General features: G+C 56.0%; 12 protein-coding genes. 7 read left to right on the forward strand and 5 right to left on the reverse strand.

What is annotated here, in order from left to right:
* Positions 1 to 124: 124 nt before the first annotated feature.
* Positions 125 to 1,576: a Na+/H+ antiporter NhaC gene (gene nhaC, locus ACYX4K_RS08625; protein WP_475092525.1), complete on the reverse strand. Its 1,452-nt coding sequence runs from the start codon at positions 1,574 to 1,576 to the stop codon at positions 125 to 127.
* A gap of 199 nt (positions 1,577 to 1,775) precedes the next feature.
* On the opposite strand from nhaC, the gene ACYX4K_RS08630 reads away from it, so the two are divergent.
* From ACYX4K_RS08630 to ACYX4K_RS08655, 6 genes are all read left to right on the forward strand, one after another.
* A complete protein-coding gene (locus tag ACYX4K_RS08630) occupies positions 1,776 to 3,236 on the forward strand; it encodes a YfcC family protein (RefSeq protein ID WP_231757734.1) in 1,461 nt (486 codons plus the stop codon).
* A gap of 109 nt (positions 3,237 to 3,345) precedes the next feature.
* Complete coding sequence (gene arcA / locus ACYX4K_RS08635) at positions 3,346 to 4,575, forward strand: arginine deiminase (protein ID WP_475092524.1); 1,230 nt, start codon at positions 3,346 to 3,348, stop codon at positions 4,573 to 4,575.
* 68 nt (positions 4,576 to 4,643) lie between these two features.
* Positions 4,644 to 5,648, forward strand: coding sequence for an ornithine carbamoyltransferase (locus tag ACYX4K_RS08640; RefSeq protein ID WP_475092523.1), 1,005 nt, complete (start codon positions 4,644 to 4,646; stop codon positions 5,646 to 5,648).
* A gap of 4 nt (positions 5,649 to 5,652) precedes the next feature.
* A complete protein-coding gene (gene arcC, locus ACYX4K_RS08645) occupies positions 5,653 to 6,594 on the forward strand; it encodes a carbamate kinase (protein ID WP_475092522.1) in 942 nt (313 codons plus the stop codon).
* Between the two features lie 306 nt (positions 6,595 to 6,900).
* The gene (locus tag ACYX4K_RS08650; RefSeq protein WP_475092521.1) at positions 6,901 to 8,400 is read left to right on the forward strand and encodes an adenylate/guanylate cyclase domain-containing protein; all 1,500 of its coding nucleotides are present in this window, start codon (positions 6,901 to 6,903) and stop codon (positions 8,398 to 8,400) included.
* A complete protein-coding gene (locus ACYX4K_RS08655; protein WP_475092520.1) occupies positions 8,393 to 9,502 on the forward strand; it encodes a tetratricopeptide repeat protein in 1,110 nt (369 codons plus the stop codon). Before ACYX4K_RS08650 ends, ACYX4K_RS08655 begins: the two co-directional genes overlap by 8 nt.
* Positions 9,503 to 9,583: 81 nt before the next feature.
* Here the strand turns inward: ACYX4K_RS08655 and ACYX4K_RS08660 are convergent, their stop codons facing one another.
* The 4 genes from ACYX4K_RS08660 to ACYX4K_RS08675 form a co-directional block, all read right to left on the reverse strand.
* Positions 9,584 to 10,093 (reverse strand): flavin reductase family protein, encoded by a 510-nt coding sequence (locus ACYX4K_RS08660; protein ID WP_475092519.1) that lies wholly within the window; start codon positions 10,091 to 10,093, stop codon positions 9,584 to 9,586.
* A 102-nt stretch (positions 10,094 to 10,195) separates the two neighbouring features.
* Positions 10,196 to 11,224, reverse strand: coding sequence for a methionine synthase (locus tag ACYX4K_RS08665; RefSeq protein WP_475092518.1), 1,029 nt, complete (start codon positions 11,222 to 11,224; stop codon positions 10,196 to 10,198).
* Between the two features lie 25 nt (positions 11,225 to 11,249).
* Positions 11,250 to 12,227, reverse strand: a complete 978-nt coding sequence (locus ACYX4K_RS08670) for a DUF1852 domain-containing protein (protein ID WP_475092517.1) — start codon at positions 12,225 to 12,227, stop codon at positions 11,250 to 11,252.
* 353 nt (positions 12,228 to 12,580) lie between these two features.
* Positions 12,581 to 13,012: a potassium channel family protein gene (locus ACYX4K_RS08675; protein WP_475092516.1), complete on the reverse strand. Its 432-nt coding sequence runs from the start codon at positions 13,010 to 13,012 to the stop codon at positions 12,581 to 12,583.
* A gap of 186 nt (positions 13,013 to 13,198) precedes the next feature.
* Here ACYX4K_RS08675 and ACYX4K_RS08680 point away from each other — a divergent pair, with 186 nt between their 5' ends.
* Positions 13,199 to 15,385, forward strand: coding sequence for an FUSC family protein (locus tag ACYX4K_RS08680; RefSeq protein ID WP_475092515.1), 2,187 nt, complete (start codon positions 13,199 to 13,201; stop codon positions 15,383 to 15,385).
* Positions 15,386 to 15,390 lie beyond the last annotated feature (5 nt).

The following is a 15,390-nucleotide window of genomic DNA, read 5'->3' on the forward strand; positions in this document are numbered from 1 at the left end:
ACGTGGAGACTTTCTTGAGACTGATGGTGGAATCGAGAATCTGTTCGCACTCCAGTGCCGCGGAATGCTACCAGCCCGGGCGGGGTATTTCACCTACTTCATCGGGCCGGCGGCAGGCACCGGACTACCCCCGGCTTGCACGAAGCACGCGGAAACCGATAAATGAAAAGAGTACGGTCAACAGCGGGTTTAACAGGTTGAAGAAACAGAAAGGCGCAAATGCAATGGTCGAGCTGCCGAGGGCAGCGGCCATATAGGCACCACAGCTGTTCCAGGGTATCAGTGGCGAAGTAACCGTGGCGGAATCCCCCACCACCCGCGATAGCATGACCGGCGCATAACCGCGCTTCTCAAACGTCGGACGGAAAAGCCGTGCCGGCAGAACGATGGCAATGTATTGATCCGACGCGAGCACATTGGTTCCGAAACTCGTGGCCACCACGGAGGACACCAGTGCGCCGGCCGAGCGCGCCCTGGCGATGAGCGGGCCCACAAGACGCTGCAACAGCCCCGCGTGCTCAACCACCGCCCCGAACGCGAGTGCGGTGATGATCAACCACACCGTGTTCAGCATACTTGCCATGCCGCCCCGGGACAGCAGTTCATCGACGCGCGCATTGCCACTGTCCGCAGTAAACCCGGTGGCAATGGCGGCCCAGACACCTTTTACGTAGGCCAGTGCGGTGGGGATATCACTGTCGCCCGCCAGCGCCAGCACACTGTCCGGCGCGGTGATCACCGCCTGGCCACCCCCTACCAGCGCACCGATAAAGATCGTTACAAAGGGCGGGAAACGCAACAGCGCCAACACCACCACAACCGCCAGGGGTAACAGCGTCCACAGGGATACTGTGGCATGGGCACGCATGGTTGCGAGTACCGGACTGGCATCGAAATTCCCGGGTTCACCCAGCAGGGCGAACAGCCCCACCGCAAGGATCAGCGAGGGAACCGAGGTCCACAGGGACTCGCGGATATGATCGAACAGATTTGCTCCCGCCGCGGCACTGGCCAGGTTGGCCGTATCCGACAGGGGGGATGCCTTATCACCAAAGTAGGCGCCGGAAATCACCGCCCCGGCAGTAATGGCCGGCGACAGCTGCATACTGTGAGCGATGCCCATCATGCCGATGCCAATAGTGCCCGCCACTGTCCAGGAGCTGCCTACGGTAAAGCCCACAATCCCACAGATGATAGCGGCCGTGGCATAAAAATAACTGGGACTGAGTACTTTCAACCCGTAGTACACCATGGTGGAAATGGTTCCAGACATGGCCCAGGCGCCAATCAGGGCACCCACCGCCAGCAATATCAGAATGGCCGCCAATCCGGTCGAAATACCACCGACTACCGCCTGGCGGATACCATCTATAGACATCCCATTCTTGAACGCTACCGCCATGGCAATCAACGCGCAGAACAGCAGGGCAATCTGGTTGGGGCCGTAGGACGCATCGTCGCGAAACAGGTAATAGGAAAGACTCAACAGGCACAGCAGGGCCACTACGGGCACAAGCGCATCCAGCAGCGACGGTGTTTTTACCGGCGGATTCGACACACCTGATTCATCGCTCATCTTTACTCACCCATCCATCAGAGAATTGTTCCCACCCCCACACGCCGCGCGCAACTACCGGGTACTACCAAAGCTTAGATTGCAGGCGCCAGATAGTGACCCATACTGAAAACATCCGGGTCGTGGCCACCCTAGAGCGTGTGGATAGGAGATCCGTGCTTCAGCAACACAGCAACTATCGCCGCGCGAGGAGTCATACGTGAACACCGGCAATGAATCCGACCAACCCCCATCACCAAGCCCCGAGACACAGGAAAAGCGCTTCAGCTTCCCCACTGCGTTCACCATCCTCTTTGGTTTGATCATTTTTGTGGCCGCGTTGACCTGGATTATTCCGGCGGGTGAATACACTCGGGAAATGAATCCAGAACTGGGGGAAGAAGTTCCGGTGCCCGGCACCTATCACGAGGTAGAGTCCGATCCGCAGCGACTGCTGATTTCCATGCTGATGGCGCCGGTCGACGGCATGTACGACACAGACACCAACGAGGCCCGCGCCATTGACGTGGCACTCTTCGTTCTGATGATCGGCGGCTTTCTCGGTGTGGTCACCCGCACCGGCGCCATTGATGCGGGCATGAGCCGCACCATGCAGGCGCTCAAGGGGCGAGAGATCTGGATGATCCCGTTTATGATGGCGCTGTTCGCACTGGGCGGCTCCACCTACGGGATGGCGGAAGAGTCCCTGGCATTTTACGGCTTGATTATTCCGGTAATGATCGCCGCCGGTTACGATGCGGTCACTGCCGTGGCGATGATTATGCTGGGCGCCGGTATCGGTACTCTCGGTTCCACCGTCAATCCATTTGCCACGGTCATCGCCTCCAACGCCGCGCAAATTCCCTTTACCCAGGGAATCTGGCTGCGGGTGGTCATTCTGGTGCTCGGCTGGCTCGCCTGCGTCTTCTATGTGATGCGTTACGCCAAACGGGTAAAGGCCAACCCGGAAACCTCTCTGGTCGCCGATATGCGGGAAGAAAACCGCCAGCATTTTCTCGGCGGAAAATCGAGCCTCGAAGCCATCGAGTTTACAACCACCCGCAAAATCATTCTGGTCATTTTCGCGCTGACCTTCGCGGTCATGATCTGGGGCGTGTCCTCCGCAGGCTGGTGGATGGGGCAGATGTCCGCCCTGTTTCTCGGCGCCGCCATACTGATCGGCATCATCGCCCGCCTGGGTGAGAAAAATCTGGTGAACACCTTTCTCGATGGCGCCCGCGACCTGCTGGGCGTGGCACTGATTATCGGTGTGGCGCGGGGCGTAGTGGTCATCATGGATAAGGGCAAAATCACCGATACGCTGCTCTACTGGGCCGAGCAGGCTGTGGGCGACCTGCCCTCAGTAGCGTTTATCAACGTAATGTTCTGGATCGAGGTACTGCTGTCGTTCTTCGTGCCCTCCTCTTCGGGGCTCGCGGTGCTGTCGATGCCCATCATGGCACCACTGGCAGAATTTGCTGAGGTGAGCCGACATCTGGTGGTCACCGCCTTTCAGTCCGCCAACGGGTTGGTAAACCTGATCAACCCGACGTTCGCCGTGGTTATGGGAGGCCTTGCCATCGGCCGTGTGGGCTACGACCGCTGGCTGAAATTTATGGGGCCCCTGCTGCTGATTCTGGTGATCATGATCTGCGCCGTGCTCAGCCTGGGCGCGCTGTGAATATTTCGTGTCTCGTGTCGGGATATTCTACCGTTCGGGAAAACTGAACTAAGGTTTTATATATCCCTGTTGACTGGCAGTCGCTGTTCCGCAATCCGGAGACTCCACTATGACAAAATTCGGTGTTCATTCAGAAGTCGGCAAATTACATACCGTAATGGTTTGCCGCCCCGGCCTGGCCCACCAGCGGCTGACCCCGGGCAACTGTCACGACCTGCTGTTTGACGATGTAATCTGGGTGCACGAGGCGCAGAAAGACCACTACGATTTTGTGCTGAAAATGCAGGAACGGGGCACCGAGGTACTGGAGCTGCACGATATGCTCGCCCAGACCATGGACGTGCCCGACGGGCGCAAATTTGTACTTGATCGGCGGGTCACCGCAAACAGTGTCGGTCCCTATACCGCCGAACTGATCCGCCCCTGGCTCAACGAAATGTCCAGCAAGCAACTGGCGGAGCACCTGATCGGCGGAATCGCCATTTCGGAACTGCCGGAAAATCAGGACAAGAAGCGGATGATCGACGCCTTCGGGGCGGAAGAGTTTATCCTGCCTCCGGTGCCCAACTCCCTGTTCCAGCGCGACCCCTCCTGCTGGATTTATAACGGGGTCACGGTCAACCCCATGTACTGGCCCGCGCGCAAGCCGGAAACCCTGTTGCAGCGGGCGGTCTATAAATTTCATCCGCGCTTTGCCGGCGGTGACTTCAATATCTGGTGGGGAGATTCCGACACCGACTTTACCGGTGCCTCCATGGAGGGCGGCGATGTCATGCCCATTGGCCAGGGCATTGTGCTGATTGGCATGGGTGAGCGCACCACCCGGCAGGCCGTACTGCAGACCGCGCAGGCGCTGTTTGCCGCTGGTGCCGCGGACCGGGTGATCGCCTGCCAGATGCCCAAAAGCCGCGCCGCCATGCACCTGGATACCGTGTTCAGTTTTCTCGACCGCGACGCGGTAACCGTGTTCCGGGAAGTTGTCGATCAGATCCGCTGTTACAGCATTCACCGCGGCGACAAAAAGGGGCACTACGAAGTGCGCACCGAAGAAGCGTCGCTGCTCGATGTGGTGAGCAAGGCCCTCGGTATCAAAAAACTGCGAGTGGTGGAGACCGGGGGCAATGTCTACGCCGCCGAGCGGGAACAGTGGGACGACGGCAACAACGTGGTGGCCCTGGAACCCGGTGTTGTGATCGCCTACGACCGCAATGTCTATACCAATACCCTGCTGCGCAAGGCCGGTATTGAAGTGATCACCATTCGCGGATCGGAGCTCGGCCGCGGTCGCGGCGGCGGCCACTGCATGACCTGCCCGATTGCGCGGGACCCTGCTGACTGATATGGCAGCGTTCTCCTCCCGCAACCCCTCGCCCCTCAAGCCCCAGCGTTCCACAGGAGAGACCCGGCATGAGTTTCAATTTACGCAATCGCTCCCTGCTCACCGTTCAGGATTTCACCCAGCGGGAATTCAAATTTCTGCTGGATCTGGCACGTGACCTCAAGCGCGCCAAATACGCCCGCACCGAACAGAAGCACCTGGAGGGCAAGGCGGTCTGCCTGATTTTCGAGAAAACCTCCACCCGCACCCGCTGCGCCTTCGAAGTGGCCTGCAGTGATCAGGGCGCGACGGTCACCTACCTCGATCCTGCGGGCTCGCAGATCGGCCACAAAGAATCCTTCAAGGACACCGCCCGGGTTCTCGGCCGGATGTTCGACGCCATCGAGTATCGCGGCTCCGCGCAAACCGGTGTGGAAACCCTGGCCAAATACGCCGGTGTCCCGGTGTACAACGGCCTCACCAATGAATATCACCCCACCCAGATGCTCGCCGATGTGATGACCATGCGAGAGCACTGTGACAAACCGGTGCACCAGATCAAGTACGCTTATGTGGGCGACACCCGCTCCAACATGGGCCATTCGCTGATGCTGGTGGGTTGCCTGATGGGAATGGATGTACGCATCTGTGGCCCGAAATCCCTGTGGCCAGATCAGAGCTACCGCAACATTGCCGAAGAGCTGGCAGAAAAGTACGGAGCCAAACTCACGATTACCGAAGACGCGAAAGCCGCGGTGCAAGACGTGGACTTCATCCACACCGATGTCTGGGTCTCCATGGGCGAGGCGAAAGAAGTCTGGAAGGAACGCATCAAATTACTGATGCCCTACCAGGTCAACCGAGAACTGATGTCGGCGAGCGGCAACCCGCATGTCCGCTTCATGCACTGCCTGCCCGCCTTCCACGATACTGAAACCACCGTGGGAAAACAGATTGCCGAAGAGCACGGTATCGACAACGGCCTTGAAGTCACCAACGATGTATTCGAGTCCGAAGCCAACGTGGCCTTTGAACAGGCTGAAAACCGCATGCACACCATCAAGGCGTTGATGGTGGCGACTCTGGGAGACTGATGCCATGCGTGTTGTAGTGGCTCTGGGCGGCAACGCCCTGCTCAAACGTGGCGAACCCATGACCGCCGAAGTGCAGCGTGCCAATGTGCACCTTGCCGCCCAGGCACTGGCCCCCATCGCCCGCGAACACCAACTGGTGATCAGCCACGGCAATGGTCCGCAGGTGGGCCTGCTGGCATTACAGGGCGCCGCCTACAAGCCGGACGAGGCCTACCCACTCGACGTGCTGGGTGCGGAAACCGAGGGCGGCATCGGCTATATGATTGAGCAGGAGCTGGGCAACCTGCTGCCGCAGCAAGTCCCCTTCGCCACCCTGCTCACCATGGTGGAAGTGGATCCGCAAGACCCCGGCTTCGAGAACCCCACCAAATTTGTCGGGCCCGTCTACGACAGACAGGAAGCCGATCAGCTGCAGGCGGACAAAGGCTGGGTGTTCAAACAGGACGGGGACAAATGGCGCCGCGTGGTGCCGTCGCCCCTGCCCAAGCGCATTTTCGAAATACGACCGGTCAAATGGCTGCTGGAGCGGGATACCATCGTAATCTGCGCCGGGGGCGGCGGCATTCCCACCCTGTATGAAACCCGGGGAACAGAACGCAAGCTGGTGGGGGTGGAAGCGGTCATCGACAAGGATTTCTGCTCCGAACTGCTGGCCCGGGAGCTGGACGCAGACCTGTTCGTCATGCTGACCGACGCCCCCGCGGTTTACCTGGATTGGGGCGAGGCCACCCAGCGGGAAATCCGCCGCGCCACACCGGCATCCCTTGCCGATATTCCCTTCGCAGCGGGCTCCATGGGACCGAAGGTCAAGGCCGCGTGTCAGTTTGCCGAGAACACCGGCAAGCGCGCCGCCATCGGCGCGCTGGGGGACCTGCAACACATCATCGCCGGAAAAGCGGGCACCACCATCTCCGTCGACGGCGATGGCATGGATTGCGAGAATTGAATCGATTCACGACACATAAATCCTCAAACCGGCCAATCCGGAGGTGAATCCGCTGCCCGGATTTACCCCTTGCGGCCCCCTGAAATTCCCCGGTGTCTTCGTGCGACACTGGTCATAAATCGGCCAGAAATTTGCTATAATTTCCCGGTTCGGGGCAGCGACCACCGCGTTCTGCCTGCTGCCTTCCGGTCACGCCAGACAACACGGACAGGTTCAGAGGCTCCCCGGTACACATAACGAATAATCCTGAGCGCATCTCATGCGTCCCCTGACCGGCTATCTATGACCACCGAAAACAGATCGACAATGAAGCGCGTGATTGCCGGTCTACGAGTGCGCCTGGCGCGTCTGCGGCCCCGTCACGTCCCCATCGCATTCAAGCTGGCACTGGCCATGACATTATTGCTGGTGCTGGGCATGACGACCCTCGGCCTGCTGATCAGTGACAAACAGAATCACCTGATTCGCACCCAGTTGCATGATTTTGGCAACGCCATGGCGGCCCAGCTGGCGAGTCAGGCCAGCGAACCCATTCTTTCGGAGAACAGTCTCAGCCTGAGCCTGCTCACTGCCAATCTGGGTGAGGAAGCGAAAGTGCTCGGCGCCAGTATTTACGCCCACAGCGGCGAACTGCTGTCCACCTCCGGTATTCAACCCGCGCTTGCGTCCTCCGCACTGGCCTCCCCCAAAGGCGGTGCGCACCCGTGGTTTCACCGCGACCCGGCCGCAGCTCCCGAGCGGGTCATCAGCTTTGTAGCACCGGCGATGTATCAGGATGTACGGGTTGGCTCAGTGGTGGTCACGCTGTCGGCCTCGCTGATGGATCGTGCCGCCAGCGAGGCCCGCACCGCGGTGATCTACGCCACCCTGGCCATGATCCTGCTGGCCTCCCTTCTGGCCTACTGGCTCAGCCGCCGCCTGTCACTGCCGATTCATCGCCTGATGGAGGCCACCGAGGCCATCGGCCGCGGCGATCTGGCAACCCGAATTCACCAACAGCGCAACGACGAAATTGGCTACCTGTTCGAAGGCTTCAACAATATGGCCGCCGGGCTGCTGAAAAAGTCTCAGGTTGAGCAGGTATTTTCCCGCTACGTATCGAAAAGTGTTGCAGACAAGGTGCTCGCCAACCTGGATGAAGTGCGGCTGGTGGATCGCCCCATCGAAGCCACGGTCCTGTTTGCGGATATCACCGGCTTTACCGCCATGTCGGAAGAGCTGGAGCCCTGCCAGGTATCTGAACTGCTCAACGAGTACTTCTCATATATTTCCCGCGCCTGCGCACTCTATGGCGGCGTCGTCGACAAATTTATTGGCGACTGCGCAATGCTGGTATTCGGGGTGCTGGAAGATGATACGGACCACGCCTTCAACGCGGTGAGCTGTGGCGTTCTGATTCAGCAGATGGCGGCGCGGCTGAACCAGCAGCGACGTGCCGAAGGGCGCCCGGAAGTACAGTTCCGTATCGGTATCAACTGTGGAGCCATGCTGGCGGGGAACCTTGGCTCGGATGAGCGCATGGAATATACCGTGGTCGGCGACGCCGTCAATCTTGCCTCCCGCCTGTGTTGTGAGGCAGCGCCGGACCAGATCATTATTCGGGAGCAACTCTTCAATATTTTGCAACCACGCATCGTTGCCCGCAGAGAGCAGGCTCTCTCAATACGCGGCAAATCTCTTCCGGTACAGGCCTATTCTGTACACGATATCCGCACTGACGCCCGCAAGACGCTGGAAAGCAACCTGCAACAGATACTGCAACATCACACGCAATCACCAGTGCGGAGAGCTGTCGATCATGCCTGATCGCCGGCACGCGCCCGCGTGGTACCTGACCGGCCTGTTGCTGCTACCGCTCCTGCCGGGCTGCAGCCTGCTGCCCGTTACCTCACCGTCACTACCGGGTTTTTCGCATCAACAAGTCGCACAGGTTCGCCAGCAGTCTGCAGCTTTGAAACAGCTGCAGAAGCAACCTCACCCCTCCCCCGCACAACAGCAGCAGACCACCCGGCTCGACGAAGCTTTGAAGGCGTTTGCACGGGACGCCGTGCATACGGCGACAGAATTGGAGGCGCAGAATGACTGGCACAGTGCCAGCGAGCTACTCAAAGGCGCACTCGACCTGCTGCCAGACAGCCATAGGCTCAACAGTGCCCTGCAGCAACTGCAGACCCGTCGTCACCTGCATGAAGACCGGGTGCGTATGGAGCTGGCAATTCACCGCGGAGAGCAACTGTTAAAAGACGCGCAAGCTTACCAGCGCCTGGAGCAGCTGCAGGGGCCGGGCGTCATGAACTGGCTGGAGCTAAAAAACTTTCACCGCAAACGCAACGCATCCGCGAAATCGCTGCTGGAAAACGCTCAGCGGGCATTACAGCGAGAACAACGCACCGACGACCAGCTGGCACGGCGCGCGCTGACCGTGGCCCTGGGCCTTCTGGGGAGCGACCTGCAGCTGGCTGAGAACACGGCATTACGAGATGCGATCCAGCGGGATCTGAACAGCGTGGAAAAGCGGCTGCGACCGGCGCAGCCGCGCCGCGCAAAACCACCGCGCAAAAAAATGGACCCGCTACCCATTGCGGAATTGCAGCAGGCGCTGGCCAGTGGCGACCTGATCCGCGCACAGCAGCATTTAAACCAGTTCCAGAAAAAAGCACCGCGACACCCACAACTGACACCGCTGCAGGCGCAGTTCAACGCCCAGAAAAGTGCCCGCGTAGCGTCTGCGCTGAAAACCGGCAACGAACTGTACAGCCAGGGCGAAATTGAGCAGGCACTGGCGGTATGGCGCAAGGCACAAGCCCTCGTCCCGGAAAATGTCGAGCTGCAAGCCAATATCGCCCGGGCCGAGAAGCTACTGGAGAACCTGCGGGCGCTGTCCGCGCCGTTCGGGCACAGGCGCTAAGCCGCACCAACCTCCATCGCGCACACCCATCACGACGTTTACGACCATCACCCGGCACGACCACCGTACCTTAGACCCCGCTTACGCCGGCACATTGGCCGCGAGATTGCGGTACTGTCCTCTGAAATACAGCAGCGGTTGCTCGGGGATATCGGCGGGTGACTGCAGGGCCTTCACTTCACCAATAACAATGACATGGTCCCCGGCGGCGTGTTCGGCGTGTATTTCGCAATCGAGCCAATGCAGGCAACCCGCAATCACTGGGTTACCCAGGGGCGATCGCTGCCAGTCGATCCCATGCCATTTATCTTCCCCCTGTTGGGCAAATTGATTGGACACGGACACCTGCGCGCCAGAAAGTATATTCACCGCAAAACGCCCTGCCCTGCGGATCTTGGGATAACTGAATGAGCTCGCCATCACACTGAAGGAAACCAGTGGTGGGTGCATTGATACGCTATAGAATGACTGACAGGTGAACCCCACAGGCTCCTCACCAACCTGCGACGTAATCACGGTGATTCCGGAGGCGTAGTGACCGAGGGCCTGACGAAAGTGCAGCGGCTCGATGGCCGTCTTGGGTAGTGACATAATCCGTCCTGAATCTGGATACAACAGTGAGCGTTGGGGACAGGCTCTAGATCGAGGGCTCAGAATCGAGACCTCCAGATCGAGAGCACTGCCGGAACAGCGCTAGCGCGAAAGCTCTCCCCGGACAATCTCGGCACCGGCACTCAATGCGTTTAACTTGTCCTTGGCAACCCTACGGGACAACGGCGCCATGCCACAGTTGGTACACGGATAAAGTTTGTCCGCATCTACAAATTGCAGGGCTTCACGCAGGGTATTGGCCACCTCTTCCGGAGTCTCGATGTCATTGGTCGCCACATCAATAGCGCCCACCATCACCTTTTTACCTCGCACCAGCTGCAACAGTTCGATAGGCACCCGGGCGTTATGGCACTCCAGAGAGATCAGGTCGATACTGGACGTTTGCAGCTTGGGGAAGGTCTCTTCGTACTGTCGCCATTCTGAGCCCAGCGTCTTTTTCCAGTCCGTATTCGCTTTGATCCCGTAGCCGTAGCAGATATGCACCGCGGTCTCACAGCGAAGCCCTTCGATGGCCTTTTCCAGGGTGGCGATTCCCCAGTCGTTCACCTCGTCAAAAAACACATTGAACGCAGGCTCATCAAACTGAATGATATCGACACCCGCCGCCTCAAGCTCCCGGGCCTCCTGATTGAGAATCTTGGCAAACTCCCAGGCGAGCTTTTCACGGCTCTTATAGTGGTTGTCGAACAACGTATCGATCATCGTCATCGGACCAGGAAGGGCCCACTTGATTGGCTTGCTTGTTTTCTGTCGCAAAAATCTGGCGTCCTCCACAAAAACCGGCTTTGGTCGGGACACTGCTCCGACAACCGTCGGTACACTGGCATCGTACCGATCGCGAATTCGCACAGTCTCACGCTTGTCAAAATCGACACCGGTGAGATGCTCAACAAAGGTGGTTACAAAATGTTGCCGGGTCTGCTCGCCGTCGCTGACAATATCAATACCCGCCTGTTGCTGTTCCTGCAGCGCGAGGCAGAGTGCATCCCGCTTGCCCTCCGTCAACTGAGCAGTCTCCAGCTTCCAGGGGGACCAGAGTTTTTCCGGCTCGGCCAGCCATGACGGCTTGGGCAGGCTGCCCGCGGTAGAGGTCGGCAATAATTTTTGCATAGTAAAAATCTTATTTTCTGGTTGATCAAACAGCGTAATGAGCTGCCCACTGATCGAGGATACGTTTATACGGTTTTATAAACCGCTCTTCGGTGAACTTCCCCTGCTTTAACGCCAATTGATTACGCTCTTCCCGGTCGTACTGAACCTGGGTCAAAGAATAATCGGTATGCTTCAGGCTGGGCCGAAAGATTTTCCCAGCGGCTGAATTCGCGTTATATATTTCCGGCCGATAAATTTTCTGAAACGTTTCCATGGTGCTGATGGTGCTCGCAAGCTCAAGGTTTGAATAATCCTCCAGCAAATCACCAGCGAAATAAAACGCCAGGGGAGCAACACTACCCGGAGGCATAAAATAACGAACCCGCAACCCCATCTTCGCGAAGTATTCATCCGTTAATGAATACTCGTCGTTCCTGTACTCGACACCCAGCACCGGGTGCTTATTTTCTGTGCGATAGTATGTCTTACTACTTGAGACACTCAGACAGATTACCGGTGGCTTTTTAAAACTTTCTTTATAGGAATTGGAGCCCAGGAAAGACTTGAATATTTTTCCGTGAAGATCACCATAGTTTTCCGGGAGGCTGAATTGCTGCTTTCCCTTATTATGCTCCGACAGTAATACGCTGAAATCATAGTCCCGCACGTAAGACGAAAAATTATTGCCCACGATACCTTCAATGCGCCTACCAGCTTTGCGATCGATAATATTCGTTTTCAGAACCTCTATCGTCGGAAAAGTCTCTCCATTACCTTGTACATCGATGTCCACGGAAATGATTTCGAGTACCACGGAATAGCGATCCGCATTCGGGTTATCCCAGTGCGCCAGGGCATTGAAGCGGTTGTCAATCATTCGCAAAGCATTGCGCAGATTCTCCTGTCGACGCTCCCCACGGGCCAGATTGGCGAAGTTGGTAGTGATCCGAGAATTTTCCAAAGGGTGATAGTTCTCGTTGAAATCAATGCGCTTGATGACAAATGTGAACTTGTTGCTCATAGTAGTCCTTTATCCCTACATCTGACCCCGACCTCTGAACTCATACTGCACTGAGTATCACGGTATTCGGGCTTTTTCTGACAGCGGAGCTTCAAACCGCTGACGCTGAATACCCGTATTCTAAGGCAACAACAACATTAATTATATTGAATACATTTAACCTAAACTTTAAAACTTTTCATGATGAGAGTGTAGGGATACACTGAATAACAGGGCAGGTATAGCGCTAGCCAATTGCGAGCCTGAGCTCGACATGGAGCGATTATCCAGGGTTCTTGAAATTGACTTGCGAGGATGAAGAGTTGAAATTTAAGCGTCTTAATACGCCAGCACTACTAAATGATCCGACGTAATCAGCTCATATTACTTTTTCCATAAGCCCGTTGGACAACGGAAATTACAATTGCTGTAGTCCAACCAAACATGATGATACCGCTGGCGGCCTGAAATGAACCGAGTAAACGCCAACGGGCATCCAGAACAATATCGCCGTAACCAAGTGTCGTAAACGTCACCATTGAGAAATAGGTTGCGGAATCAAAATTCTCGATAGCCCCCAACAACGTATAAGCGTACGCCCAGGCCATCACCTCGAGCACTGACACGACAAACAACAAAACAACAACAGAAGAAATTACCAGTGGCTTGATAAGCGCCAAACTAGGATGCCCCATCTTAAACCGCAAAATATCGCGACTACAGCGCAAAGAAATTTCCATTCCCGCAGCATGAATCACTGTAGTTATCACAAGTAAAAGTGAAGCAATAAGTAGATTATTCAGCATGAAGACACCTCCAACGCAATAAAAAGCTGTAGTGGCACACTGACACCAATACGTATTCGCACCACTTCATCATGAGAAATCAGCGCTTCTATACCGTTTTAGATGACATGCAGTGTAGACAACGAGCATGTCCCGGGATCTACACTATATTTTCACTATGTTATCGCTGCACGAATGGTAGCGCGGATGACCTTTCCGCTGACAAGTACCACAAAAGAATCCCTGAAAACGGCTCTCGCCCTGGTAGTGACTTACGGCATTGCGTTGAGCTTGGGTTGGCACAATCCAGCCTGGGCTGGTTTCGCCGTAGTATTCGTCAGTCTTGACTCTTTGGGCTCATCACTCAACAAAGCTGCCATGCGAATGGGCGGCACTCTACTTGCCGCCGTCATCGCCATCACGATCATCGCTCTGTTTTCACAACAGCGCTGGCTATTCATAATTGCCCTGTCATCCTGGATCGCGATCTGCACCTATATGCAATTGTACAGTCAGCGTGCCTATTTTTGGGTGGTGGCCGGCTTTGTCTCAGTCATTATTTGTGTGGATGCGGCGACCGCATCCGTGGACCCCTTCAAGGTAGCTATTCTACGTACACAGCAGACCGGACTCGGGATACTGATTTATTCACTAGTGGCCTCTCTATTATGGCCCCGTACCTCTGGAAGTAAACTGACTACACAGTGCGAGATATTACGCAATATACAAGTTTCGTTGCTTCACGAATTGTCGTCGAAGAAAAAGCGGCTTCAAGCCGAACCCCAACACCTGCTTCGACAACTGTATGCGGAGCAATCCAAACTGGGAGCACTTGTTACTGCTGCCATATCAGATACTCAATCTGTACGCACGTTACGTCGCCAATGGCAATACCTTGCAGATAACTCAGAACGCCTCACCGATACATTGCTGCAAATCAATAGTGAATGGAAAGAAACAAGCAGCTTGCCCGTTCGTGAATACTTTCCAAATCTGGAAATATTCCAGCAGTGCCTTATTGATTGCATGGAAAAGGCTGACCCCACTTCGTCAGCGGAATGCAATACCACCCCCCCCAAAGTCCCCCCCCTGCAGACCAACACTGGAATATTAAACCAGCTAGGGGAGATAGAGGTGGCCCGGCTGCAGCTAATCAGAGATGCATTAAACGAACTACAAGCATGTATTCTCTCTATGTGGCAAAGCGCATATGCGATACGAACAGGCAGTAGCAGCAGTAAGATTACATCGTCCTCTCCCGCCGCCGACGCGACAGCTCACTTCATGCTACCTGATCCACAGCAACTTGCGGCGGTATTACGAGCCTACTTCACGATGTGGATGGCCTACCTGCTGTTCATTTATGTCCCGAGTCTCCCTGGAGGACCAAATCTTGTAATCACCGCGGCCTCACTGGGCCTGGCATTGGCGCCAGTACCGTTCATGTCACCGTGGCTTCTCGTTGGTCCCATTTTGATCAGTATCGGTTCGGCCGCAACTCTATATCTACTGGTACTGCCCCACCTTTCGAGCTACTGGGGCTTGGGCACAGTACTATTTCTGGCGATATTCGCAATCTGTCAGTCTTTCTCTTCACCCGCCAAAGCTGCAGGAAAAGGCGTTGCACTCGCTCTATTTCTAAACGTTTTCAACATACAAAGCCAGCAGGTTTATAGCTTCCTCGCTGTTGCAGATCTGGCTCTATCCATGGTGATTGTCGTCATAATTTTGGTAGTCGCGGCCTACATTCCCACCCCCCCAAAACCGGAAAGAATATTTGCAAGGCTACTAGAAAAATACCTCGACAGCGTTGAAATTTTAGTCAAACAGATATACGCCACTAAGCCGCCCTCAAGCAGCCGGAAAATATTTCAGTGTAAATGGTTTTTCAAGTGGCGCACCCACTATCATCGCAATGTACTGAAGAAAATACCCCCGAAGCTTGTATCGCTAGCGGGGCTGGTAAGCCCTAATCTGCTACCTGACAATGGAATTTCCGTGCTTCAGAACATTGCAGAAAACGCCAAGATTTTGAGTATCCGTATCGACAAGTTGCTAGAAGCAGTCATTGCGCTGGAAGCTTCTCATGAATACGTGCCGACACCCGCGTTTGTGGCATGGCGCAATGCAATTATCAGCGACATCCAGACTCTATCCCATCATTGCTTTACCCATGACACATGCCCACACGACTCCAACGTGTGGCGCAGAATACAAAAAGAGTCGTCCACGGTCCCAGAATCGGGACTAAAGTGGAATGGTGTCCCGAACCAGCGCGATTCTCAGCTGTTGCTACTCGGACTCGCACACTGTACCGGCGGGACGCTTTCTGAGCTGTCAACGGCCGCAACTCATATCGACTGGAAGAAGTGGACGGAGACACGCTTTTACTAAATGTA

This window comes from Microbulbifer sp. ABF4_107 (assembly GCF_056312215.1).

Bases quoted from the DNA above. Each gene is read 5' to 3' on its own strand.
- nhaC (WP_475092525.1), bottom strand. From the start codon at position 1,576: ATGAGCGATGAATCAGGTGTGTCGAATCCGCCGGTAAAAACACCGTCG.
- arcA (WP_475092524.1), top strand. From the start codon at position 3,346: ATGACAAAATTCGGTGTTCATTCAGAAGTCGGCAAATTACATACCGTA.
- ACYX4K_RS08640 (WP_475092523.1), top strand. From the start codon at position 4,644: ATGAGTTTCAATTTACGCAATCGCTCCCTGCTCACCGTTCAGGATTTC.
- arcC (WP_475092522.1), top strand. From the start codon at position 5,653: ATGCGTGTTGTAGTGGCTCTGGGCGGCAACGCCCTGCTCAAACGTGGC.
- ACYX4K_RS08650 (WP_475092521.1), top strand. From the start codon at position 6,901: ATGAAGCGCGTGATTGCCGGTCTACGAGTGCGCCTGGCGCGTCTGCGG.
- ACYX4K_RS08655 (WP_475092520.1), top strand. From the start codon at position 8,393: ATGCCTGATCGCCGGCACGCGCCCGCGTGGTACCTGACCGGCCTGTTG.
- ACYX4K_RS08660 (WP_475092519.1), bottom strand. From the start codon at position 10,093: ATGTCACTACCCAAGACGGCCATCGAGCCGCTGCACTTTCGTCAGGCC.
- ACYX4K_RS08665 (WP_475092518.1), bottom strand. From the start codon at position 11,224: ATGCAAAAATTATTGCCGACCTCTACCGCGGGCAGCCTGCCCAAGCCG.
- ACYX4K_RS08670 (WP_475092517.1), bottom strand. From the start codon at position 12,227: ATGAGCAACAAGTTCACATTTGTCATCAAGCGCATTGATTTCAACGAG.
- ACYX4K_RS08675 (WP_475092516.1), bottom strand. From the start codon at position 13,012: ATGCTGAATAATCTACTTATTGCTTCACTTTTACTTGTGATAACTACA.
- ACYX4K_RS08680 (WP_475092515.1), top strand. From the start codon at position 13,199: ATGACCTTTCCGCTGACAAGTACCACAAAAGAATCCCTGAAAACGGCT.